We start from the raw sequence: 25,631 nt of genomic DNA, 5'->3' as shown, positions 1-25,631 counted from the left end.
CCATGAATCATTACTTTAATGATATAAACATACTGCTACGAGTAGCTTTTAGACCTGGTTCTCCATGCTGTACCCTCTTCGTTGTAGGACTAAATTCTCCTAGATAATGACCGATCATCTCTGGAACTATTCTGACAGGTATGAATTCTTTACCATTATAGACAGCTATAGTTAAACCAATCATTTCGGGAAGAATAATCATGTCTCGAACATGTGTTTTAATAATTGCTTTTTTACCTGTAAGCTTCTTCTGTCTTACTTTTCTAATCTTAGCTAACAACTTCACCTGCGCCATTGTTAATCCACGTTTTAAGCTACGTCTCTGCCTAGCAGGAAGTAACCCTATGAACTCATCCATTGGCATATTCAATAATTCTTCTAGAGTCTTACCTCTATATCTAAACTTCTTCCATTCAGGCGGTATTTCTATTTCTATCGCCAAATTAAGCACCTCTCGCTAGTATAGATACTGCTCCGTAACATTTTATATAATTACCTCAGCCCTCTAACATGGATAAGTTTACTCCGTATTTTAAAGTTTAGCCCTCTCTTAAACCATTTAAAAATGTCGTTTATAGATTTAGTTCTAACAACAATACATCCAATTCTCTCCATCATATTAGCTGTTTCGACATCATGATATGGTGGTGTAAAAATTACTATATTAACCTTGTTTTTATTGATGAGTTTTTCTGCAATAATCCATGGCTTTGTGTCTGAAACTGTTTGTTCTAAGTCGCTAAATAATAAGATGTAATCATTACTTTTAGATAGTTTCTCAGCTGTTCTAAGAGCTAAACTAATATTTGTATAGCCTTTAAAGCCCTCAATAAATAGTTTCTCAAGATAATTTACTATTAAACCACGATTTAGAGAAGACGGGGGCTTATTTATGAATACTTTGTCTGAAAATAAGATTATGTTTTTCACGATAGGCATAATTGATGCTAGTGAAAATATAGCCCATAATGAGTGTTTTATCATAGAACCACTAATATCAATTAAAGTGTTAACCCTAAATTCTTTCTCCTTATCACGTTTTGCAATGTTATAGTTAAATCTGGAATAATTGAAAACTGTTTTCCTAACATCCATACGTCCACGAATAAAACTTATCTTTTTACGTTTACTTAACATAGTTCCAGAAAGAGATGCGGTATACTTTAAAATTTCATATCCTATCCTTATAGCTCTCAATAATTGCTCCCTGTTTATTCCTGTATTAGAACTCATAATATCCCATATTTTAGCAGTAATAAATTCAACGGAACTAATTGGCATAATTACTCCGAGATAATATAATAATTTCTTCTTATCACCACTAATTATTGATCTATATATTGGTCTAAAATTGGGTTCTAAGCTGTCAGGATTAATTTTTTCAACAAAATACATTGAATAGTTTAAATATGATTCATCCCCTGTAATCATGTAAGTAATAATGTTCGCTAAACTTTTTCCAAGAAGGATTTTGTCTTTCAAATCAGGCACTCTGTTCAGACTGCCTATTGAGGATAAAGATATGGGATCAAGCTTTTTAAGTATAGTTAACAAATTTTTGTTCTTATATATTTTAGAAATGATTTTCCATCTCTCTTTTAAAGGCATGTTTTCTAGATCATCAATTATTTTCCTTACATCTAGATTTTTCGGGGTACTCCATTGAAGACTATATGGTCCCATATATTTTTCTGTTTTCAAACTTTTATCTTCTATAATTCGACTTATTTTTTTCCATTCAAACCAGTTGGGATCCCAGCCGTTTGCAAGTCTTCTACGCAGTTCACTCAATAATCTCCTGTTAACCTTGGAACTGTAACCGTAAAACTTTGATAGAAAACCTAATAGTTCATTATTATTAATTTTTTCGAGAAAACTAGAGGTGAGTATGCGAGACCATAAAACGCTTGGTATTTCATCTAGGTACTTATATACGTCTTTCAACTCTAGATTTCTCGTAGCCTCATTATCGAATTGTTTACTATAGATCCTTTTGTTTATCACTAGTTTACCGTCTCGTCCGCGAAGTAGGAGTTTGTTTTTCCTTAACCAAATATAGTCTAGAATATCTGATGAGGATGCACTATACCGAAATATCTCGGAGACCGTTATCTTGTTTTTACCGTGGATCCTTCTTAGTATGCTCATTTTACTATCATACGATATCTTTGTCTCATCTTCTACAAGTCTATACTTTTTCTCAGGAAGAAATGATCTATAAAATTCCTCTAAAATAACTGATTTATCAAGCCTATTTTTTACAAGTTCAGATAATGTTATATAGATTTTAATAAACAACTCCGCTCTATCTATAGATAATGATCCAGATTGTCCAACATTTTTATATTTCTCTATACCTTCTAAAACAACATTCTTAATATGTTCTATGATTTTCTCATTATCCATGCTATTTTCGCTAGAGAACCTCATTTAGTAACTCCTCGTCTTCAGTGTTCTTGTATAGTACAGCGTATCCAGCTTCTCTTAAGTCTTCTATTGATGCTTTTTTCTTTTTCTTAGATTCTGCTAGGAGAGCAGTAAGTGTTAGCCATGAAACTAGATCAGCTGTGCCCGGTTTGTAGATCGCTTTTTCTCTGAGAACCCTAATGATCTTCAGGGCGTTCATTACTAAGTTATCGTTTATTTTATTCATTAAATCGCCAAGTCTAAGCTTAATAATCTCGATTTCTTCCTCTATAGTTGGATACTTAAATTCTATTCTAACAACTCTTCGTAGAAATGCGTCGCTAAGATCACTTTGTGCTATGTCCAGCGGGTTACTTGTGAATATTATTTGGAATCCATGGCCTCTTTGAACATATACTTTTTTAAGTTCTGGAATAATTATTCTTCGTTTATCTATTATGTCGAGTAATAAGTTTTGAAAATCTTCATTGCTTCTCCTAATTTCATCTATAAGAACTCCTGTATCTAGTATTAGAGCAGCTAAAAGTGGGCGGGGAATAAAGCTTTCTTCGTTAAATCCCTTCGCCATAGCCATTGCTGGGTGAAAGTCTCCTATAACCCGATATTCATCATAGTTTTCGCTACATGGAAGTATAAATGCTGATTTCCCACTCCATAAAGTTAAGATTGCTTCACCTATCTCGGTCTTGCCTGTTCCAGGCGGGCCCTCATATAAGACTGGTCTACTATTCATAAATGCTGCAACAGTTAAGTAAACTATGTATGGTTTAACAACTAGCTTATATTCTTCACGTAGTACCTTCAACATTAAATCAGGGTTTCGAATAGGGGTTCTTTTCTTTATTACCGAACCATAGATTTCATGTACCTTTTTAACAATAGGATCTTCTATATTTTTCTCTGACATATCTATCCCAGAGCCATAGTATTTGTTAAGGAGTGTTATAAATATTGATTAACGGTGGTTGTTAATTGACAGTAATATATAGATGCTTCTACATTGAAGGCAATGATCTAGTATGGTTTGATCTAGTCTGCGAAGATAATAAGGTGAAAATATGTATTATTTCAAGAGAGAATATATTTAAGAGTAGAAAAATCAGTAAACACTATGATGTATTTTTAAGGAGGATAGTTATCCATAGGCAAAAATATATTAAATGCCTTTCATTAAGTAGCGGAAAAACATATATTAAAATAATTGGTCGAAAAAGATTCAATGATCACCTATATGTTGTTTCGGAAATACAGCCACTTAAGAAAATAATATATGTTCCACAAAGCAAAATTGATCTGTTGAAGAAATGTATAAATTATAAAGATTAACCTTTACGTCTACCAGTCCTTCTAGCAGCGATGTGCCCGACTTTTCTACCTGGAGGTGTTTCCCTAGCAACTGTTGACGGCTTACCTACGTGTTGATGGCTGCCTCCACCATGTGGGTGGCTTACAGCATTCATAGCTACTCCTCTGACTTTAGGCCATTTCTTTGCTTTAACTTTCCATTTATGATAAGCATTCCCTGCTTTTAATAATGGTTTTTCGTCTCTACCGCCTCCAGCAATTACTCCTATTGTTGCTCTTGCATTATTTGGTACTTCTATTATTTTACCACTAGGTAGTTGAACCTGAGTCTTTGTCCCTGCTCTTCCAACTATTAATGCGTATGTACCAGATGATCTAACGAATTTTCCTCCATCGCCAGGTCTTTTCTCAATGTTGGCAATTTGTGTTCCTTCCGGTATTTTCCCGATCGGTAAAATGTTTCCATTGGATATATGTGCGTCTGGTCCTATTTCTATTATTTGTCCAACATACATTCCCTCAACAGCCGGTGTTAGGAATGTTGTTCCATCCTCTAATACTATTTTGGCTAGTGGAACCCATCTTCCAGGATCATGTAATAGATCAATTATTTTTCCCTTTATAGTTCTGTCTAGTTTTAGTGGCGGATATTTTGCTGGCCCCACTCTTCTATGACTAGGGCTTCTAAATGTTGGTGTACCTCTACCCATTCTTTGTGGAAGTATTCTTTTACCCATACATTACACCCTTTCCTATATGTTAATGCTAGATTAATCCTAGTTGTGAAGCTATTTCGCTTGCACGGTGTTCTGGAGCTAGCTTTACATATGCCTTCTTTTCTCCTCTACTTGTTATGAGAGTTCTGACTTTTAATACCTTCACTCCAAATACTAGTTCAACAGCGTCTTTAATGTCCTTCTTAGACGCGTTTCTATCAACAATAAATGTTAATGTGTTTTCTTTATCTATGAGATTTAATGCTTTCTCAGAGTGTACTGGTCTGATAATGATTTTATATAGTCTTCCTTCATCCATGCTCATAACGTGCGCACCTCATATTTTCTACTAATATCTTCGATGGCTGAACGGGTAAAGACCGTTAATCTACCAGGTACACCTCCTGGTGCTAGATGCAGTATGCCTAGATTATTAGGTGTAGCAACATCTACTCCTGGAAAGTTTCTAACAGCTTTAGCGAATGGTTTATCATAGCTTGTTACAACAAACAATATGCTTCTTGGCTCAACATATCTTCTACCACGCATCTTACCTTTGCCTGCACGAATTCTTATTCTCTCATAACTCCTAACAATATCGCTCCATAAGCCAAGCTTTATTAGAAGCTCTTTAGCGTCTCTAGCCTTACTAATCTTATCCTCAACATCATCTAGAAGCACAACCGGTAGTTTATCTTGTTGGAATACGTGTCCACGACCCCTAACAAGGTCTACTTTAGCAGTAGCTGCAATTGCTGATGCTACTGCATATGCTTTTTCACGTTTATTAATTCTCTCATGTATTCTTTCATCTGGTCTGGGTGGAAAAGCTGCATGTCCTCCTCTAGCAAAAGATATGAATGCTGCCCTACTATTGGGTAGCCTTGGCACTCTCGCTAATCCTCTACCAACACCCCAGCTTCTAGCAGTTGTTCTCTTACCAGCTAATGGGTCCCTGCCTTTTGGTTGAAGCATTGATGTAAATGCTGATAGAAACGCTCTCCGGATCAAGTCTTTTCTAACAGGTAAACTAAATATTGGAGGTAAAGTAATCTCTTCTACTTTTTCACCGTCAGAGCTAAATACATATGTTTCTTGTCTCTCAAGCTTAAATGGGATAAGTATTGTCCAAGGCATTATTCTTCACCCAGTTTAGACTCCTTGTTTGCTTTCATGACTATAATAGATTATTTGGGGAGCTTCTAGAGGATACCAGGAAGGAGGCCTAATAGGATGTCTTAATACTAATAATCTCTTTCTAGGCCCAATAATACTTCCATGAAGCATTATGTATGGTCCATAAACTATGCCGTATCCTAAGAATCCTCCTTTAGGCGTTACTTCCCATCCATTAATGCCTATTTTTATGATCCTCTTATTATATTCTGTTCTCCTATGGAAGCCCATTTGTCCTGGCTGAGGAGTCTCGCTCATAGTGCCGAAACCAGGGCTTCTAGAACCAATTTTTCTACTACCCTTCCTATGTTTATGCCAGCGTGGAAGCTCTTTGACTCCAAATCTCTTTATTACTCCCTGGAACCCCTTACCTTTCGTAACACCTATTATATCTATGAATTGTCCCTCTCTAAATACTTGATCTACAGTTACATAGTTGCCTAGGAGTTTTTCGGCGTAATCTATTCTTTCGCTTAGTGTTCCACCACCAATTTTTATCTCGATTATCTCGGGTTTTTTCTTACCTATACCGGATAATACCGGTATTGTTGATGCAATTACTCTAATATCTGCTAGTTCAGCTGCTTTTAATCGTTCAAGTTTTTCCTTCCAATTATTTTCTAAGAATTTAAATCCATATTCACTATGTGGCTCAGGCTTTACTAGTCCTGGATTAACCTTTCTTAATCCTTTCAAGTATTTTCTCACAATATCTTTTGCTCCAAGATTAATGAACGGGTTATCACTATATATTTTCTCGTATAGCTCCTTTAACGCCTCCACAGGGCTTCTCCATACTTCGCCGAATGATAGAAGACCATGCATTGGGTGAATCTTGTATCCTCGTAGCCCTAGAATCAGTATTGGAGGAGCATCGAGTACTGTTACAGGAATGGCTATTTCTTTACCAGAAGTAAATGTGTGGGGTCTATCATCAATTATTATTGCATGACTCATTCCAGCCTTATAAGCAACATATCCTAGAAGTACTGGTTTAGGAGCGATCCCCTTGTTTACTGCTTCATCTCCCAGTTTCTCAACTAATAAATCAAACCATGACTGTGTAGGCCAACTTCTTATTCTAGGCACTATTTTAGCAGCCCGTTTCCTAGGTCTAACTCCTAAACTGCCATGTCGTGGCGCACTATATTTTCTATGCCCCATTATCTTCACCTGCTAATCTCTGCATACATACATTACATAGGGTATTATAAGTTCTCTCCATAAATAAACATGTTAACTACTGCTAGTGTAGATATTAATGCTTCCTCGCTCCTTATAGTTTTAACCATTTGCTCAGGTATGGTATTCCATACTTTATCAACTTTATTCTCCAGAATAAACCCTTCCTTCTTAGCTATATCGTATAATCCTCTATGCGGACCCCCGAATAATATTATTATTGTCTTCCCTTTAACACCTGCTAATTCTTTATGACTTGGGATTTTCCCATACTTGCTAGTAGCGATTATGAGATCTACCGTTTTCCTATATTCTTCTAATACTTCTTGTAAACTATCCGCAAACGCAAGAATAGGGCCCCTATATGGTTCTACATCTAAACATATTGCTCTCCTAGTATTAACATCAACTATTTCAACATACCCTATATCGCCTGGCTTACAATTTCCAGCTTCTATCCTATAAGGTCTAGGAAGCCCTATATCAGCCAACAACTTGTTTTTCTCCCTATAGATAAGACCTAATCTCTTCTCCCCAACACGACCATTACGGCTCACATCGAAAGTACTAAGTCTCAGTGGCGGCAATAATCCTACAAATTTTAGGTCCGGATCTTTAGGAATAAGTTTTCTTCGCAGATAAGGAGGGGTTAATAGGTATCGCCATATTTTCTCTATTAAGACAGAATATTTCCTATGTTGAGAAAAATCTGTGAAGGGGTCGCGGAAGAATACTATTTCTGATACGCCAAAAATAGAGGAGTACCTGATGACCTGATATGTTTTAATGGTTTTAAGGAGAAGGCTTGATTCGGTACTTAAAATACTTGTTGGTAATGCAACGAGAATTTTCCTAGAAGTCTTCATCTACGCTTCTTACCTTTAGCTTTTGTTTTCTCCCTAGCTTCCCGAGCCATTCTCTCAGTCACTTTCTCCTTTGTCATAAACAAACTTGTTTTTTGTCTTCCACCCATATTTCTCACCTCTCTACTTATTCAGTTCTCATAGAGTATTGGATTGTTCCAGTATTATTAGATTTTCGGGATAAAATCGTTCCCAGTATTTTCTATTTAAAATTAGAGCTTGATCATGCTCAGATACGACCGCATATCTCATCCCAGTATCGATTAAGCCCGCCTTTCATCATCGCTTATAATATGTTTATATTTTTCTCTCATAAATGTTGGTGTTCTAACACGTAGAATAACCGGATGAGGATCTAGAGCGTTTAGAAGAAGTGCTTCGCCCACACCAAGATAAGCAAGCTTTTTAACAATTTCTCGAGGCAATCCTAGAAATCTCTCTGCATCTCTCAAGTAATCCTCGTTTCTCGAACCAAACATTATGAGTAAATGAGTATTTTCCATTATTTCTCTTGGTATATCTCTAGGATTCTGAGTTGCTAGAACGACTCCTAAATGCTTACTACGGCCCTCCTTAACAAGTTCTTCGAGACCATTTAGACGACTTATTCTCCAAGCTTCATCTACAATTAAAAGTTTAGGTTTACTGATCATCTTTGTTGAGAAGGCTAGTTTTTTATATATGTACATAAGAATTCCACCATAAGCATTTTGGAAAGCTGTTCCATATTTTCCTAGATCGAAAACTATGTGATTATTCAGATGTTTCATTAATGCTTCATATTTAGGCTTACTTGTAATAAGTTCTATTAAAGGAGATAATAATGATAAATCTTTATCAAATAATATGTCTTTTCCATCTATTGCTTGATGATTGTTTGCAAACTTATTCATTACTCTAATAAAATTCTCTTTATCAACGCCTATAACATTAGATAATACATCACTAACAGCTAAATACCAATCAATAACTTGGAAAAAGCTTGGTATAACAAGAATATTGATCGGGTAATCGTCAGGAGTTAGATGCACTACGTTTTCACTATAAACCATATTTGCTAAGTCTCCTTTAAAATCAATAGCGAAAACTAGAATATTTGACAAACTAGTTATACCCTCGATCATTGATGCGAGAAGAGTTGTTTTACCACGACCTGTTGGGCCTAATATTAGAATGTGTTTATCAAATGACTTATAAGGTATTATTACCGGCCATCCAGTCTCAATATCTATTCCTATAGGTAAACCATCCTCTTTCTCCATTGTAGGCTTTTTATTTTTGGGTAAAGGCATCATTGTTGATAATCTTTCGCTATCTACTATTATTGATTTAATATTGGTCTCAATGGACAATCCTAGTTCGTTTTTCAGGATATCCATTAATTCCTTTCTTCGATTAACCATTCTCATCTTAATTCCAAAGTAATTTTGCATTATTCCTATTGTCTTACTAGAGTAAACATCCGCTAAATGTTTAGCATTGCTTATATTATTCGAGGTAACACGTATTTTAATGACTAAGTTAACACGAGTAATCGGTTTACTTCTAACGATATTTTCGTAGAGTGCTTCTAAGATTTTCAGTTTAACTTCTGCTCGTCTCTTAATATGTGGTTCTTCTACTATATCCAATGTTGCACGTAGGTTCATCATTTCATTGCTGATCTTTCTGAGAAGCTTTTCAATACTCATTCTTCTTTTAATGATCTTAGCTTCTGAATAAGGAGGTAATACATCTAATAGTTCGGAAAACATATTTATCATTATTAACATTTTATCGGGACTTAATTCTTTAATACCATAATCAACTTCTTCGGCTATAAGATATCTAATAAGATTTACTCTTCCCCGCATTAATACTATTAGGTCTGGAGGATCTATTTTGTACTCTACTTTTCCACCTATTATTTTTTCAAATATTTTTGCTATTTTTTTCATTATACCACCATAGAATAGTTCTTAGAACGATTATTGGTACAGTCAATAATAATATAACACCTATAATGCGGGAACCAAGCAACATTACAATAAGTATTGGGAATAAAACTATCATTATCCAAATTATTTTCTCTGCTATACTCATAACCCGGTCACCACGATACGGGCTATTCGTGAAGATGAGCCACCTAATAGTTTAGCTAGTGCTAGGGATGCTGAAAATAGAATTGATAAATAAATTACTGGTCCCAAGAATAGTTTATAGATTAATATCGTTATTGGGTAAACCAGGTTAGTTAGATCGTTCATTCCTATACCTAAAGTATTTCTTCCATAATATATTTCATCGAATAATGGTTCACCTGTTCCGGATAAAGTGTATGTAATCACTACTGAGTGGTTTCCGCTGGATAAACTATATTTTTCAGCTTGAAACTCTATTCCGCCCCATTCATAAGAATATGTAGTGATAGGCTCTATTTGAACATTATCTACTGATACAGAGAAGCTGTCACTTCCTAAACCAATAATTATTATCGATGTATTTTCTGTAGCATTAATATTGAGAATTGTTAGTGAATCATCTATGTAGAGGAGGCTGAAGTTATTATAATTCATTAATACTATGTATCTCAGAGGTTTAATTACTAATAGATTATTAATTGTAATCGTGATATTGACTATTCCCCCTCTTGAAGAATATTCTCTAGGATCAATTATGGTTTCATAATGATAACCTGCAACATCTATTTTAATTTTCTGCACACTATATGGTATGCCTGTTTCAACAGTTGATGCATTAATTAATCCGTCAGGATCAGATCTATACCTAGCTAGGAGCTTATCGTCTAAACTATATATTTCATATAAACAATAAGAAACACCAACATTGTTGTGTCCATAAACATGTATTTCTGCAAAAACAAATCCTTCACTACTAACTCCTAGAATAGTTGGTGGAGAAATTGTATCTATAAAGTTAGGCATTAACGGTGTTCCTATACTGAATACTATTACTAACGAGATAAGCATAGCTCCACTGCTCCTAGTTATTCTAAAAGGAACTGAATGTAATAGTATTCCTAGGGATAATATTGTTGGAGCTAATGTTACTAGTGCGGTTATTAGTATTGATGTCGTAACTAGAAACATTAATAGATAAGTTAAACTTGAGACAAGAGGTGAAATCATAGAGTTAGCAATAAATCCTAAACCAATACTGGATAGCCCGATACCTATAAGTTTCAGCATGAGAATAGTTGTAGCTATAATGTTTATCTCGTTTATAAACCATGAATAATAGCTGTTCCAATCCGACCCCAGAGCTTCTCCAAGGTAATCTATTAGCCATAAAATGAAAGTATATGAGAATACTAGAATAGCTGAGAATACACCATCAACCATTAGTTGCGGAGCCCATTTCTTTAAGCCATAAAATGGTAGAGGTAACATGTATATGAGAACTCCTATGTAATAGGATAGGACAGATAAGTAAAACGCTATCACTAGTAGTTCCATGAAATAACCCCTTTAATGTTCTACATTAAGTTCTCTATTTAGCTAAATAGTCGGCGGCTCTGGTAAGGGTTGATAAAATGTATTCGCAATATAGGCTATTAATGCAAATACCGTTGTTCCCATAGCCAGCCAGAAAGCTGCCCATACTGCGTCCTCTATTAGTCTCTCCCCTGTCTTCTTAACCCTCATAAATGGGATGGGGGCTCCTTTTATAGCCCAACCTATAACCCATGTTAGGAAGAAAACTATCCAAGCAACAATAGTTATGTTCACTATTATGTCTTGGATAAATCCTATAATGTCTGTCAAAATACTTCACCCTTTAATGTGAAGAACCCGTTTAAGTATTGGTGAGTATTGTGAAAGTATTGTTTATTATTTATATTCTACAACAACTCCATAATTCTCAGCTTTTACGAGGAAATAATGATTATTGACGAGATGTAATCTGCTAGCATATAATACTTTATGGACAATATTGTTTTCATCAATTAATCCTATGAAACCATGTTTTACAACAGAATAAATAGCTGTAATATTTTTGTTGTAGAAGAACATATATACAGTAATTTGTTTTAACGGTTTATTACTAATTATGAATGCATCATATGGATCACTTGTATTGAACTGTACAGTTGTATTATCTATGAACGATATATTTACTAATATTGTTTTTAACAAAGAATTTAATTGTCTAAAATCTATGAGAATCAATGGTTTTTCATAAGATATCTTATCTACTACGATAAAACCATAAAAGAAGTAGTCACTAGTCGAGTTCAATTCTATTATTGTATTATTAGCGTATATAACTGTATTAGTACTATTCAAGTATACGTAGACAACACTTGTTATATTTGATAATAAAGTATCTCCTATCTTGATGACTGGTAAATATATGGCTTGAACTTTGATCGATGATTTATTAGTATATATTCCAGTTATTGTATTAGTTTTTGTGTTATTTATTGTATAATAGATTGTGCTTTCCATTGGAGAAACAATTATACCTGGTAAACTATCTATCATGATGGAAGGATGTGCTCTTATTATTGTTAATACATAAGTGGTGAAACGCGACAAGTACGATATGTTCAATATATGTGTATTCATCGATGCTGATCCGTTTATAGATAATTTATAATAGTCTGAACCCAACCATGTATTAATGCTTAATCTTGTCATTGTATTATTATCAAATGGGAGAATTAAGTATCTACGATTATCTGTTTTAATAAATAATTTGTCTACCAGATAAGTAATTATAGCTATATTATTCCCATGGTTACCCTCTAGTGAATAAGATATTGTTACATAAACCGGGTAGGTAAATACGGAAGATAGCCTTATAGTATATTTTACTAATATGTATATAGAATAAGTTCCTGTATAATTTAAATATACTTTATGATTTAAGCTAATTTGTTGATTCTGCACAGTAGTATAGCCCGAATATCTCTTAATAAAATATTTTTCTTGCCAAGTAGAATTACTGAATACAATATAATAGTCTACAGTGAGTTTTCCATTATATCGGTTACCGGCTAAATCATTTATTTGTATATATTTAATTACGTGATTAAGAGAAACATTAACTAAGCTATAGGGTTCATCTATAGATATATCTGCTATTTTATCTTGTTTATTAATTACTATTTCAGGCTGATAAGAATAATCGAAAATCCAATTATTAAGAGAAGAATAAACATAGTATTTGTTAAGGTATATTCTTAGAGTATAATATCTATCTTGTGTAATGTTTCCATAAGTATTTATAGCATTATTTAAAACTTGATCTAATAGATCAGGATCGACAAATCTACTATCCATAACAATTGAATCTGAAACATTATTATTTACCATGATGTAATCATATGTTATATTATATGTCTTCCCCTTCAACATTGTTATTGTTCTCTTTAATATAATTGGTTCTAATTCATAATATGTGTAAGGCCCCTTCATAGCTTCTATGTAGCTGACTGATCCATTGGGCGATATAGTAATTGTTGGAGGCATAATTTTTTCTACACTAAAGTTTAATTCTTTAACAGGTTTAGCCTTGAAAAGAACATCCAATAACCTAGTCACACCATTGTTTACTCCTATTAGAGCTATGTAGGTGTAATTAGATGGTATTACTAGTGGTCCATAGAGCGAATTATTGATCCTGTCAAGCCTTAAAACTCTATATGTTTTATTTTGTGCTAGAAGCTCGATTATATAATCATAGTTATTTATGTCTGTAAAGTATATTGAACCATTAATAAACGAGTATCTGATCTTATCTGGGATTGTTTCTTGGTTGTTTGATAAAGTATAGTTGTATTGTGTAAGTATTTGGTTCATAATATGTGTTGATAAGAGAACTATAGCTAGTAACGAAGCGATCACTAATAGGAAAACTGGGTATTCAGATAATGCTTTAGCCAATGTAAATATCCCCTTCAGTAACTATTATTATTTTCTCGTAAGGAGAAGTCTTAATTAATAATAGATCACTAGCATTATATAGGGTTGTATAGTTTCCTTCTATAAATAATATTTTGCCTGTTACAGTTCTATTGATCAATAATATTTTCGTATCGTTAACGATTAAAGTGTTAATCGCTCCATTTACGTATAGAAAATTGTTACCAATATTGTTTGTTAAGATTGTTGATTCATTCAATATTATATTTAGGAATCTAAAAGTTAAAGCTAGAGAAATAATCAGTAATAATGCTATGGATATATAATTTGAAATAACCCTCAATATTGTTCACCAAGAGGAAATATAGTGTTTCAAAGATATGGGTTTTTAAAAGAACTAATAAGAATAGTTTCACCTATCTCTCCCAAAGTATATATAGAATTTAACGAGTAGGATTAAAGCCGGATAAAATGTTCAGAATGTTAAAAAATAAATTGGTTAATATAGCACATTGACTACGTTATAGTTACCCTACTCTTCTTCTCGCAATTAAACTGTATCCTACCAGACCAATTGTTACAATTAATAGGATCAATGATGCTGCTCCGAATAACATTATGTTGTTATTGATCGAGTTAGTGTTGCTTTCCTGCGCACTCTTCAGATCGTCTAGTTTGGTGGATAAGGTCTGTGTTGAACTATCTACTTTGCTGGATAGTGATGAAACGATGTCGTTCTTTGCTGAACTTATTGAGTTCTTTAAGTCGTTGCTTGTGCTTGTTATTAGGTCTTGCAACGTAGACAATGTATTATCGATCTTGCTGGATAATAAGTTGCTTGTATCAGTTATTTTACCTAATATATTGTTCTCAACAGCTGATAATGTAGATGTAACATTGTTAAATCCAGTGTTCATTGATCCTTCAAGGCTTGATAAGAAGTTTAATATGTTGTCTGCTTCACCGGTGATCTTTAATGTTAATGTATCGTTTACTTGTAACACTAAGGTGCTTAACTGGTTAACAGCATTGGTGATCTCTGAGCTGATTGCAGAAGCGTTACTTGATATGGCATTTAGTATTTCTACCTTGCTAGATGTTAATGTATCTAATATTAATTGTTTAGCGTTTTCTAAGTTTGTTTGAATCTGGAATATGCCAGCATTAATTGTTGCATTAACGTCTCCAAGCTCTATCTCTAAATCGTTGAGTTTGTTGAATACTGTTAGGTTAACGTTTCCAATACTAGCCAATATAGTTGATACATTATCGTTGATGATCATTTCAAGCCTATCAGCACGAAGCGTTATAAGATTCTTGAGTGATTCATATCTGTCGTCAATGATTACTGTTAATCTATAAACTATATCATCAGCTGTTTCATTGATTATGCCTTCTAATCTCTGCTCGTTGGCAGTCATGTAGAATAGTAGTGTTCCTTCTAGTTCGTCTATTCTATTTAATAGTGTAGTGTTTAAGTTGCTTATCATTGCTTCTACATCATTAAATCCGGCACTAATAATTGTTGTTAATGAATCATTAACGCTGGATATCTTCTGGATTATTAAGTCTCTGGAAGCGTTTATTTCAACGGTTACATTATCATATAGTTCATTAAACTTCGGTATAACCACATTGTTTACGGTATCAATTAATGTCGATAGATCGCTTTTCACGTTTAAGACAACTGTGTATGTAGAGTTTAGTGTTCCCTCCATTCTATTTAAGACCTTGCTTGCATTATTGCAGCAGGCTAGTATCATTGTTACGGTATCGTTGACTTGTGATGTTAGATTTAATAAGTCATCTAGTTTTGCTTTAATCTCTGCTTGTCCTATAATTAGTGTTGCAGTATCGTTTTTGATCATGACAACTGAGTTGTTAATCGTTTTTAACAGATCTGTAACATTTACTTTTAGATATGTATTGATATCGTTAACTGTTGCATTTATCTCAGCAATACCATCTTTGATTGTGTCTAGTTTGCCTTCCAGTACTCCTAGCACTGTCACTATTTGTCCGTCGCCGCCAAGCATTATTCCGGAGCCAAGTCCGTTCCAATAAATAGTTCCGTTGAGGTCTAATTGTACATAGCATTCATTATCTACAGCGGTTACACCGGTTATGTTTGAGGATGGGTTGAGAACTGCTAGGAATAACTCTACATCTACACGATAAGTCTTATCAACACCCAATACTAGTGGAGCTGTCAAGTTTACAACGAACCATACTTCATTGTCTCCATCACCATCTACATCTTCAACTATTAGGTTGCCAGCATAGTATCCCGCTACTCTCTCCACTACAGTATTTGATAATGGATCAACTAGTCTTACTGTTAGATACCAACCTAATAACTGGTTCTCATCAAATAACGCGGTGGGTTCTATGAATCCCCATACCTCATTGTGGTGCGGGAATATCTGGACAGTTATTGTGTCGCCTGGTAGTACTGTTTCCGGAACTGATATAACTACATTTGTTCTCGGTAAGTAGTCTACAGCCACTCTTACCACTGATACATTATAGGTAGTATTTACGTATATGTTGAATGATCCCGGTGTAGTATCGCTTGGTCCAAACACGTAGGTTATGGGTGTTGTTAAGTTATCGGTAAATCCATTATATGATACATCTACAGAGAATAACAAGTCTAGCGTGCCTGATCCGTTTAGTCTAAGCCATGTTATAACGTCCCATGTAGCATTTATCACATAGCTTGTTGGATAGAGAGTTATTAATGGAACACTTGTTGAACCTGTACCATATATGTCGGTTACTAGTGATATATTCCATGTTCCATTCCACTGTGGCGATATGTATCTAGTTATACCATAGTTTAGCTCGTGTACTTGGTATCCGAAGGTGAAGTTGTACTCAGTGTTTGGTGCTGCTCCAACAACTGTTATGCTTAGAGTTCCATTTCTACATGAATCTAAGTCTACATTGATGCCCATGTGGACTGTGAATACTGTCCTATTATTAACGCTTAGCAGAGTTCCTTCTAATAATGTATAGTTGCCGTATGGTAGGAATGGTATTGTTAAGTTGTAGAGATTGGTCATATTGTATCCATTTGTTAAGCTTAGAGTTAGCAGGTTAAATGATAGGTTAAATTCCTTATTGAACGCTTTCAGCGTGAATGTGTTTGTAGGCCATCCTATAACCTCAATCGTTGTATTGAATGGCCACATTGCCGTTGTAAACGTATTGTTCACTAATGGATAATCTACTGGGAAGTATAGGTATGGGTCTCCGAGCTTATCATGCTCTATATAATATGTACCATTATAGAACCATCTAGGATTGAACAATACTTTCTCTAATCCACTATTTCTTGTTACATTGAATGGTGCATACGCGATGTTTGTTGTACCGTTCTGGCCTACTCTTATAAATCCTGCACCTACAGGTATTGGTGTTCCATTGGTGTCAAGGAGTTTAGCGAGGATTATTATTTTACCTGTTGAAGCATTGTAGGTAGCATTAAGAATTATTACATCAGTATTGTTAATACTAACAGTGAATCCTGTTAGGTTTGATAATGCAAAACCATAACCTTTAATCACTATATAGTCTCCAGGAGCAGAAGTATAACCTGGTACAAATCTGCCGATGTACGAGCTACCAGCATCCTCCGCATATGCTGAGGTATTTGTTAATACATATGTTTCTATACATGGTGAAACCGTTATGTAACCGTTAGCTATGAACTTACCATCATTGAATACTAGGTAGGTTAGGTAGTCTAAACCACCATATGGTGCATCTGGCAACACAAAGCTTCCATTGATTATTCCAGTAGTGGTATTGGCGGATAGTGTCATATTAGATACTGGTACATACACTACAAGTGCTGGATTAATTAGTTGGAAGCGTAAGACACCATAGTTTGTAGCTGTTAGGTATTGAAGAGGTACGTTGTGAGCTGTAAAGTTAACTATATCACCGGGGTTAATCGTTGTCGAGTTGAAAGCAACCTCAGTAGTAGTTATATCTAGTGAAGCATTAACTATTAAGAACGGCCAAGTATCATACGATACAGTGTCAGAGTCACAATGAATATAGAATATTAGATCATGTGTTTCATTAACTATTTCATGCCTAAATTCTACCTCGAACTTGTATAATGTTCTCACCCATGGAGTTGCAGTATCTGCAACTGTAGGGGCATAGTCTTTGACTTGGCCTGAATATTTGAAGGTTGAAGCATTTATTACCGTTACAGTCGGTGAGGAGAATACTTCTGAGCCGCCAACTGTTAGGTTGCCGTTGATAAATGTTGCTAAAACATAGTTTTCAGTAGCATTATAGTAGTTTGTCATGTTGAGCTGGGTCTTGTTATCTACTGTTATATCTAGTGACACACCAGCTATGCTCTGTACAAGTGAGAAGTATTTATGGAATGATACTATAACATCTACATTTGTGCCTACTATTGCAGGAGAATGTATTACGTTGATTTTTACATATTTGCATAGAGATGGTATATATAATATTTTGAATTGATTACCAGAAATTACAGCGTCCCATGAAGCCGCATCGAATGCTTTCACTCTTAGAAGGGTATTTGTTAAATTAGCTGTTGTAGAGGTTTCGGTATAGACATTTGTTATATAGACAACATTTTGTAAATCAGGCAGTTTTGATAGATCAATTAATATTATTACATTGTTGCCTCCATTAACTACAGTTACATTACCTACTACTTGTGTTCCATCAGTTAACGTGCTGTTCTGGGTTATATCAATGACTCCACCATAGGGGCTCTGTGTGGGGTCAGATGGTGCATATACACCTATATTTGATACATTCAAGAAGTATCCTCCAACATTGGGATCATATTTATCTGTATCAAGTATGAATGCTAATCTTATAGTAGTTCCAAGCTCAGTTGCTTCTGTCCTATTAATTATCACTCTCAACATACCATTATCGGTTACTTCGACAGTTTGAGTAGTTGGTGTTATATTGTAGAAGTTGTAAGTGCCAGCCTTTACTGATACTCCTACAGTTATTCTCTGAGCTATTCCTGGAGCTGGTATTATAAGTAGTGATAAGGTCATTATTGCTAATAATGAATATGCAAGTACGCGATTCATACCGTACACCCTTAAAATAATCTATACTAGTATATTTTATTTCTCCTTAGTTAGTATTTAAGCTTTCTCACTTTGTCTAAAATGATTGCGAACAAAACCATGCATTGAACTGATTATGATGTAGACTATTGTCTAAATCTAGATAATTACAAAATAAACAATCATTATAAGAGTGCTAAGCAAACATAAGACCTACACATATATGATAGAATAAAAATAAAGATTAAAACAAACTAAGCCAATGGAGATATCGTGATGAGGAAGATATGGCCTAAAAAGACAAGGATCTACTGGGATCCGGAATATAATATACCAGTAATTAAGCCTCTACCAGGACAGGAGGATTTATTCTATGTATTAAAACTCACAGAACCTGGCGATGCTAGACCAGCGTTTCGAATTGATCATGAAAGACTGATGAGTGCCATAAAATACGAGTTTGGTGATGAGAAAATCTACAATATATTCTTCAAGAACTGTTTTACATTACTTAATAAAGTTCCCCATTGGGATCAAATGTGGGAAACAATTGCCTCTGGGAATGTGCTTGGACAATTATATTATGATCCGTTCCGTGAAAGATGGAGGTTTAGGCTAAACTATACGGGTGCATACATTGCTGTTAGAGACGGCCTTGTAGATATTGTTAAAACCAATAAAAGAGTCTTTAGAGGATCATATATTGATAAGTCTTCTACTAGTTCACGTCAGGTAGTGATTATTAACGAGAAAGATGAAATAATAGGTATTGGCGAAAATATAGGAGATAGAATAATCGTTATAAAAACATTTAAGGAAAAACGATTACCAGTAGAAACTAGTATGAAGAAATCAGATCTGGAGACTGTGCTAAAACATAATGAATACGGCATAGAATTCTATAAAGAAAAAGCTATCAAGTTCCTCAGAAAACTCTATGAGAAGAACAAACTACCAGTTGTTGTATCGTATTCGGGAGGAAAAGATAGTTTAACAGCTTTGAATTTAACGCTTGAAGCGCTTGGAGACGCAGAATTGTTATTTAATGATACTGGATTGGAATTACCGGAAACCATTAAGAACGTTGAATATGTTTCAAAACATTACGGCCTTAAATTAGTTAAGGCATCTGCAGGCGATGCATTTTGGAAAGCAGTTTGGATCTTTGGTCCTCCTGGAAAAGATTATCGTTGGTGCTGTAAGATAACAAAGCTTGTGCCAATTGCTCGAGTAACTAAGGCTAAGTGGGGTAATGGCGCATTAAATATTGTTGGTCAGAGAGCATATGAATCAATAGATCGTGCTAGAAGCCCTAGTGTTTGGAGGAATAGGTGGGTACCACATTTATTGAGTGCATCACCTATTCAAGAATGGAACCAACTAGTTGAATGGCTCTATATAACTAAGTATAAGCTTCCATACAATAAACTATATGATATGGGGTTTGAAAGACTGGGTTGTTATGTTTGTCCCTCAAGTACACTCGCAGAATTTAAGGAGATAGAAAAGCATTACCCAGAAGAATGGCAGAGATGGGTTGATGTTCTAGAGTATTGGAGGAAAAAATTAGATCAACCAATTGAATGGATAAAATATGGTTTATGGAGATGGTTAACTCCAGCAGTAGCTAAATATAGGCTGGCAAGACATATACCAGGATACAATATTGATTGGAGACGAGAATATATACTTAGATTATTAAATAGCACTGTCAATTTAGCTCCACTAAAGATCTTCTCCACTAATGAACATTTAATAATTGAATTTAACAAGGATGTGATTATCGATGAAGTACAACAACAACTAATACACAACATACTTATGCTTAAGAAGAAAATTTATAGAGACAAAGACAAGATCATAATTGAAACTAAGAATACAAACATTATAATAGAGAAGAACAAGATTAATGTGAGCCCCTATAAAGAACCTGAAAATTTAGAGGATTTAGCGGATGTCTTAAAAATTATATATAGAATATATGGATGTGCCAAATGTGGAAGCTGCGTATTATGGTGTCCTTTAAAAATAATACGACTAACAAAATATGGGCCTTTACCCACGAAGCCATGCATAGGTTGTAGGATATGTTTAGAAGTCTGCCCTATCTCAGAGATATTAGTTGAAAAAATAGTATTGCCTCTGATAACTAATGATCCGGGTATATGGAAGAGACCTAGTAGAAAGCATGGAGTGGAAGTTATAGAAACATTTCGTATCGCAGGAATAATACCTGAAGAAGCTTAATCATTATCTTTTAAATAAGTTTTAATTCTTAGATACTTCTTCTCACTCTCATACAATTCATTATATAAATCATAGCCTTCAAGCACACGATTAATCACACGTATAGCCTCGCTTACTCCGATTCCTCTAGAAGCTAGAATCTTTAGAGCTAATTCTCCGAATTGCGAATAGAGTATTGCCCGTTTCCTAAGATCTTCAAGAACAGTTTTTTCTTCCCCACGTAATTTTGTTCTATTTAAAGCCTTTCTAACAATTATGGTTTCTTTTCTAGCATCTCCTTTAACTGGTGCCAAAGTCATATATCCGCATTTAGGACATTTTTTAATATTAACTAGTTTACTTACAGTATCAGTAATCACGTATCCACAGTGTAAACATATTAGGCTCATCCGTCTATTCATTATGTATTGGAAGTATTTCTCCCTACCAGCCAATGAGGCTGGCATTACCGTTCTTACTTCACCATAATATGTTATTAATTGTCTCCCGCCATTAGTTAGTTTACTTGTAATTTTAGAGATAATTTTTACATTACCATTCATGACTAAGTCGGCTAGCTGTTTGATCGATTCAATATCATAATCTTTCCATAAAACTTCGTTTAATGCTTCATATCCTATAACCGTGTCTACAAAGGCCTCGAGCATAGCTTTAGTGATTTTATTTTTCTCAGGATCCAATGCTCCAAATCGTTGTGCTACCTGAAATATTCTCCAGTGCATAGTACCTTGTTCAACCGCTATTCTTTTCAAACTTTTACGGGTCAGATACCGATTAATATTATGCATTACTTGCTCGATCGTATTAACTACTTCTCTAACATATTGTTTATTATTTAATGTAATAAATACCGCGTATGGTGTAGAGTACGCATTAATTTTTAGAAACGGATATCTCCATTGAATCACTGATTTCAATAGATCTCTCATGAACCTATTAACCCTTGAACCCCCATTGATATTAACTATTACAAGACCAAGCTCAATATTTCCCTCAATTATAATAGTTTTATCATCAGCAAGATCATTAATGCCTTCAAGCTTTATATTATCGTTTAATAAGAGCGTTTTATAATCGTCGATCTTCATGTTTAAGGAAATTCTTCTTATAAGTGATCCAACTTCTCTAGCCAACTTGTATTCAACCGGTATATTTTCGCCCTCCCAGTGAGGTATTATTATATTCTCTGATACATTATATGGTTCAACATATAGCTTGGCATTCTGTTGATCATATCCTATGACTTTCCACGGCTTTCCCCCAACAACCACTACGTCTCCTTCAGAGATATTTAGAACAACGTATTCCTCGTTCAATACACCTATTCTACGATCATCTACAACGTTTATTATTATAACGTCTTTGGTTGAAGGAATCATTGTTGTTTTATATATGAATAATCTGGACCTAGAAGTTGGCTTGATAATATTTTCTTTTACCTTGATAAGCCTGGCATATTTCAAATACTCGATTAAGTCATTGAACTCTTTTACATCAAGATCTCTATATATGGGATTCATAATTAACAATGAATAAAGATCATATATGTTGATACCCTCTGTTATCAAACTATACAATACGATGGAATAAGCAAGAACATCTAATGGCTTAACAGGTATTCTCTCCTCTTCTATATCACCATTAATTGCTCTTCTAGCTATTACGAGGGATTCTAGTATCTGTAAAGTATTGTTTTGAACAATTATTTCTCCACGAGAAATCCCAGATAATTTATGACCACTTCTACCAATTCTCTGAACGAGCCTGACAACTTGTCTTGGAGACATATATTGAATAACATAATCAATAAATCCAACATCAATACCTAGTTCCATACTTGAAGTCGCAATTAATCCCTTTAAGCGCCCATTTCTAAAGTCTTCTTCAACCTTTAATCTATGATTCCTCGATAAGCTTCCATGATGGACTTCTACATGAATATTATTAGCCCCCAATTTTTCATTAACGACTTTTAATAAATAACCAAGCTTTTCAGCTATCGATCTAGTATTAACAAATACGAGAATGCTCCTCTTAGACCTAAATAAATCATATATCCTGAGAATTCTAGCAATTAAATCTTTATCTTCTAGAATCGAGCTCAGAAATTTACATTTATTATCATTATCTTTGCATTCGGGAACCACTACTTTAACATCAATAGGCTTCAAAGTATTATCGATCAATACATCAATATTACTGGGCAAAGCAGAGCTACTCAGTATCTCCATTGCTAACCTAATATTCTTCAAAGTCGCCGTTAAAGCGATCTTTATAAATTTATGTTTAAGATAATGCTCTAATAAATAAATACTAGTTAATAATAAAATACCACGTTTACTTTCTATTAAATCTCTGAATTCGTCGATAACGATGTACTTTAGATTAGCAATATATTTTCTCATCTTATCGTTTATCAATATATAATTGAATGTTTCAGGAGTTGTAACAAGAATGTGGGGCGGATTTGTCTCTATATATTTGCGAAGCTTGTAAGGTGTGTCACCGTGTCTTAAATTTATTGAAACCCCGAAGCATTTAGCTAGCTTTTCCATTCTTCTCTTAATATCTCTATTGAGCGCTCTTAATGGTGTTATATAAATAGCTGATATTGGCTTATATCCGTGCTTATTTATTTTATACATTATAGGTAATAGAGCAGCTTCTGTTTTACCGGAACCTGTTGGTGCGACAATTATTACTGAGTTTTTTTCTTTATATATGGCTTTGAATGCTTTTATTTGGAGAGATGTAAGTTTCTTGTATCCTATTTCTTGCAGGCATTTGACAAGGTTAGTCATAGTTTATTTTCCCTTATAATAAGAGGGATAAAACCCTTTTTAATAGTCGCTGCATTATTATAGATAACGAAACAAAATCTTTTATAAAAGTTATGAAAATATGGATGATGATATGTTCAATAAATATGTGGCTTGGATAAGAATTATTGTCGGGCTAATAATTAATTTCCTATATATACATGTGTTATCTCTTGTCCATAGCGGTCATAATGTAGGTGGTCTAATATTTGATCCATATTTTAATGGTGTTACAGTTGTTTTATTAAATATAGTATTTGTTCTCGTTTCAAGCTTATTATATTCCTCTAACATTCTTGGAATAATCAACTATACTATTGTATATTGGTTAAACAAGTATGTGCTAGAATCTGGAATAGGTACAGCATTGTATGTTTACATGTTTTCACTTATCTTGGCTTTGATTTTAACTGTACTAATTACTACGAAAGTTTTGGGAATGCGTGATCTCGTTCGAGAATCTAATTTTATAAAATCATTTGATGTTTCAATTTTACATTTAATTACAATATATTTTTCTATTCTTTCACTTAGTTTGCCGTTTTTATACATATTTGCCTATGAATATATGAAATCCCTCCTTATGAGCAAAATTGGTATAGTCGCTAATGCAATTATAACATCAACATTATCGCTACGGGGTATGAGAAAATATTTGTATATTGTTCCCCTAGGGATATTGTCTACTCTTAGCTATTTAGCATTAGTTCCGATTATAGCATACATTCTATCTATTATGAGACCATATGAAATATTTGAATATAGATTATCAAAAATAATAACTCAGAACAGTGAACACATATATTTTGGAAAGATAAAAGCGATCCTTACATATGGTATTCCTAGAAAAGTGTATCAAGAAATACATCATTATCACTATAAAAAGAAGACATGGTATTGGAGAGTAACCGAGAAACCTATATATATAAATCTCAAATCTTTGCCTAACAGGCATATTTTAATAACAGGTGCAAGTGGTACAGGAAAGTCTTTGCTTGCAAAGCATATTGTCCGCGAAATTTATAAAAAATACGGGATATCATTTATAATTATAGATCCGCATAATGAATATAAAATTCTTAGAAAATATGTTCCTGAATTAAATATAGTTGATGCATCAACACTTAGTATTAACCCATTAGAACTTGGACGTTTAGGTCCGAAAGAAAAAGCATACCAGATATCAAGTTTTGTATCAACTCTTTTCAAGTTAGGCCCGATACAGAGACATTTGTTTGCTGATCTAATATTGGATGTATATAGGTTTAAAGGGATTTATCCGGATAAGCCGGAAACGTGGAGTAGTAAACCTCCAACAATGCATGATCTATTAGAGTTCTGTCAGAGATTAATGAGCAATAATGAACTCTATAAGAAGATCTACCCCTATATACGAATTCTAGCTGATAATGTCTTTAGCTCAACAAATATAAGCTTTCACGACCTAACAAAAACCCCTACAATAGTGACTCTGAATGGTTTAAGTAGCGATTTCGTAAAGGCATTATATGTGAATGCTCTTCTACAGAGAATCTTGGATAGTATGTATATCGGTGAGTTAAGGAATGAATTAATGATGGTGCTTGATGAAGCATATATGTTTCTTAGAAGAGGAATGAGTAGAAACATTGTGTCAAAATTATTAATGGAGAGTAGAAAATATGGTTTAGGATTAATAATTATTTCACAACAGATCCTAGCGGTACCAGATTCTGTTGTGGAAAATTCTTCTATAAAAATATTTTTCAATACTTCTGAGCCTAAAAACCTAGAATATTCCTCCCGTGTAATATGTAGTGGATGCGATAAACATGAAATTATTGCTTCAAAATCGGCTTTAACAAATCTTAAAAGCTACAATTATATTCTATCAATTAGTGGATTCAACGAAATATTTATTGTCAATGAGGAAGATATTGCACAAAATATGTATGCAGGGTGAAATCTT

Annotated in this window: 19 protein-coding genes; 3 read left to right on the top strand and 16 right to left on the bottom strand. The window is 34.1% G+C overall.

Annotation, left to right across the window (positions count from 1 at the left end; genetic code table 11):
• Positions 1-10: 10 nt before the first annotated feature.
• The 3 genes from SMAR_RS05295 to SMAR_RS05285 are packed head-to-tail and all read right to left on the bottom strand — an operon-like array spanning position 11 to position 3,334.
• The gene (locus SMAR_RS05295; RefSeq protein ID WP_011839312.1) at positions 11-442 is read right to left on the bottom strand and encodes a 30S ribosomal protein S19; all 432 of its coding nucleotides are present in this window, start codon (positions 440-442) and stop codon (positions 11-13) included.
• Positions 443-492: 50 nt separating this feature from the next.
• Positions 493-2,430, bottom strand: a complete 1,938-nt coding sequence (locus SMAR_RS05290; RefSeq protein ID WP_011839311.1) for a vWA domain-containing protein — start codon at positions 2,428-2,430, stop codon at positions 493-495.
• Complete coding sequence (locus SMAR_RS05285) at positions 2,417-3,334, bottom strand: AAA family ATPase (protein ID WP_011839310.1); 918 nt, start codon at positions 3,332-3,334, stop codon at positions 2,417-2,419. The genes SMAR_RS05290 and SMAR_RS05285 overlap by 14 nt, the downstream gene beginning before the upstream one ends.
• A 65-nt stretch (positions 3,335-3,399) precedes the next feature.
• Between SMAR_RS05285 and SMAR_RS05280 the strand changes: the two genes are divergently transcribed.
• Positions 3,400-3,753, top strand: coding sequence for a hypothetical protein (locus tag SMAR_RS05280; RefSeq protein WP_011839309.1), 354 nt, complete (start codon positions 3,400-3,402; stop codon positions 3,751-3,753).
• Here SMAR_RS05280 and SMAR_RS05275 read toward each other — a convergent pair.
• The 12 genes from SMAR_RS05275 to SMAR_RS05225 form a co-directional block, all read right to left on the bottom strand.
• A complete protein-coding gene (locus tag SMAR_RS05275) occupies positions 3,750-4,469 on the bottom strand; it encodes a 50S ribosomal protein L2 (protein ID WP_011839308.1) in 720 nt (239 codons plus the stop codon). The two genes, SMAR_RS05280 and SMAR_RS05275, sit on opposite strands and share 4 nt — an antisense overlap.
• Before the next feature lie 28 nt (positions 4,470-4,497).
• Positions 4,498-4,773, bottom strand: coding sequence for a 50S ribosomal protein L23 (locus SMAR_RS05270; protein ID WP_011839307.1), 276 nt, complete (start codon positions 4,771-4,773; stop codon positions 4,498-4,500).
• A complete protein-coding gene (gene rpl4p / locus SMAR_RS05265; RefSeq protein ID WP_011839306.1) occupies positions 4,770-5,585 on the bottom strand; it encodes a 50S ribosomal protein L4 in 816 nt (271 codons plus the stop codon). Before rpl4p ends, SMAR_RS05270 begins: the two co-directional genes overlap by 4 nt.
• A 15-nt stretch (positions 5,586-5,600) precedes the next feature.
• The gene (locus tag SMAR_RS05260; protein WP_011839305.1) at positions 5,601-6,788 is read right to left on the bottom strand and encodes a 50S ribosomal protein L3; all 1,188 of its coding nucleotides are present in this window, start codon (positions 6,786-6,788) and stop codon (positions 5,601-5,603) included.
• Between the two features lie 44 nt (positions 6,789-6,832).
• Positions 6,833-7,672 carry a putative RNA uridine N3 methyltransferase gene (locus SMAR_RS05255; RefSeq protein WP_011839304.1) on the bottom strand — a complete coding sequence of 280 codons (840 nt, stop codon included), beginning with the start codon at positions 7,670-7,672 and terminating at the stop codon, positions 6,833-6,835.
• A gap of 260 nt (positions 7,673-7,932) precedes the next feature.
• Entirely contained in the window at positions 7,933-9,606 is a 1,674-nt protein-coding gene (locus SMAR_RS05250) for an ATP-binding protein (RefSeq protein WP_011839302.1), read from the bottom strand.
• On the bottom strand, positions 9,581-9,751 hold the full coding sequence (locus SMAR_RS08560; protein WP_169696941.1) for a hypothetical protein: 171 nt from the start codon (positions 9,749-9,751) through the stop codon (positions 9,581-9,583). Before SMAR_RS08560 ends, SMAR_RS05250 begins: the two co-directional genes overlap by 26 nt.
• A complete protein-coding gene (locus SMAR_RS05245; RefSeq protein ID WP_011839301.1) occupies positions 9,748-11,124 on the bottom strand; it encodes a hypothetical protein in 1,377 nt (458 codons plus the stop codon). The genes SMAR_RS08560 and SMAR_RS05245 overlap by 4 nt, the downstream gene beginning before the upstream one ends.
• 42 nt (positions 11,125-11,166) lie before the next feature.
• On the bottom strand, positions 11,167-11,433 hold the full coding sequence (cedA1, locus tag SMAR_RS05240; RefSeq protein ID WP_011839300.1) for a DNA import protein CedA1: 267 nt from the start codon (positions 11,431-11,433) through the stop codon (positions 11,167-11,169).
• 66 nt (positions 11,434-11,499) lie between these two features.
• Positions 11,500-13,557, bottom strand: coding sequence for a hypothetical protein (locus SMAR_RS05235; protein WP_011839299.1), 2,058 nt, complete (start codon positions 13,555-13,557; stop codon positions 11,500-11,502).
• Complete coding sequence (locus tag SMAR_RS05230) at positions 13,550-13,879, bottom strand: hypothetical protein (RefSeq protein ID WP_011839298.1); 330 nt, start codon at positions 13,877-13,879, stop codon at positions 13,550-13,552. Before SMAR_RS05230 ends, SMAR_RS05235 begins: the two co-directional genes overlap by 8 nt.
• A gap of 184 nt (positions 13,880-14,063) precedes the next feature.
• The gene (locus SMAR_RS05225; RefSeq protein ID WP_011839297.1) at positions 14,064-18,638 is read right to left on the bottom strand and encodes a hypothetical protein; all 4,575 of its coding nucleotides are present in this window, start codon (positions 18,636-18,638) and stop codon (positions 14,064-14,066) included.
• Positions 18,639-18,893: 255 nt separating this feature from the next.
• Between SMAR_RS05225 and SMAR_RS05220 the strand changes: the two genes are divergently transcribed.
• Positions 18,894-20,864, top strand: coding sequence for a phosphoadenosine phosphosulfate reductase domain-containing protein (locus SMAR_RS05220; RefSeq protein ID WP_011839296.1), 1,971 nt, complete (start codon positions 18,894-18,896; stop codon positions 20,862-20,864).
• Here the strand turns inward: SMAR_RS05220 and SMAR_RS05215 are convergent.
• Entirely contained in the window at positions 20,861-23,665 is a 2,805-nt protein-coding gene (locus SMAR_RS05215; protein ID WP_011839295.1) for a DEAD/DEAH box helicase, read from the bottom strand. The two genes, SMAR_RS05220 and SMAR_RS05215, sit on opposite strands and share 4 nt — an antisense overlap.
• 100 nt (positions 23,666-23,765) lie before the next feature.
• Here SMAR_RS05215 and SMAR_RS05210 point away from each other — a divergent pair, with 100 nt between their 5' ends.
• Entirely contained in the window at positions 23,766-25,625 is a 1,860-nt protein-coding gene (locus tag SMAR_RS05210) for an ATP-binding protein (RefSeq protein WP_011839294.1), read from the top strand.
• Positions 25,626-25,631 lie beyond the last annotated feature (6 nt).

It is taken from the genome of Staphylothermus marinus F1 (genome assembly GCF_000015945.1).
GTDB classification, from domain to species: Archaea; Thermoproteota; Thermoprotei_A; order Sulfolobales; family Desulfurococcaceae; genus Staphylothermus; species Staphylothermus marinus.
This window is presented reverse-complemented; position numbering and strand designations above follow the sequence as displayed.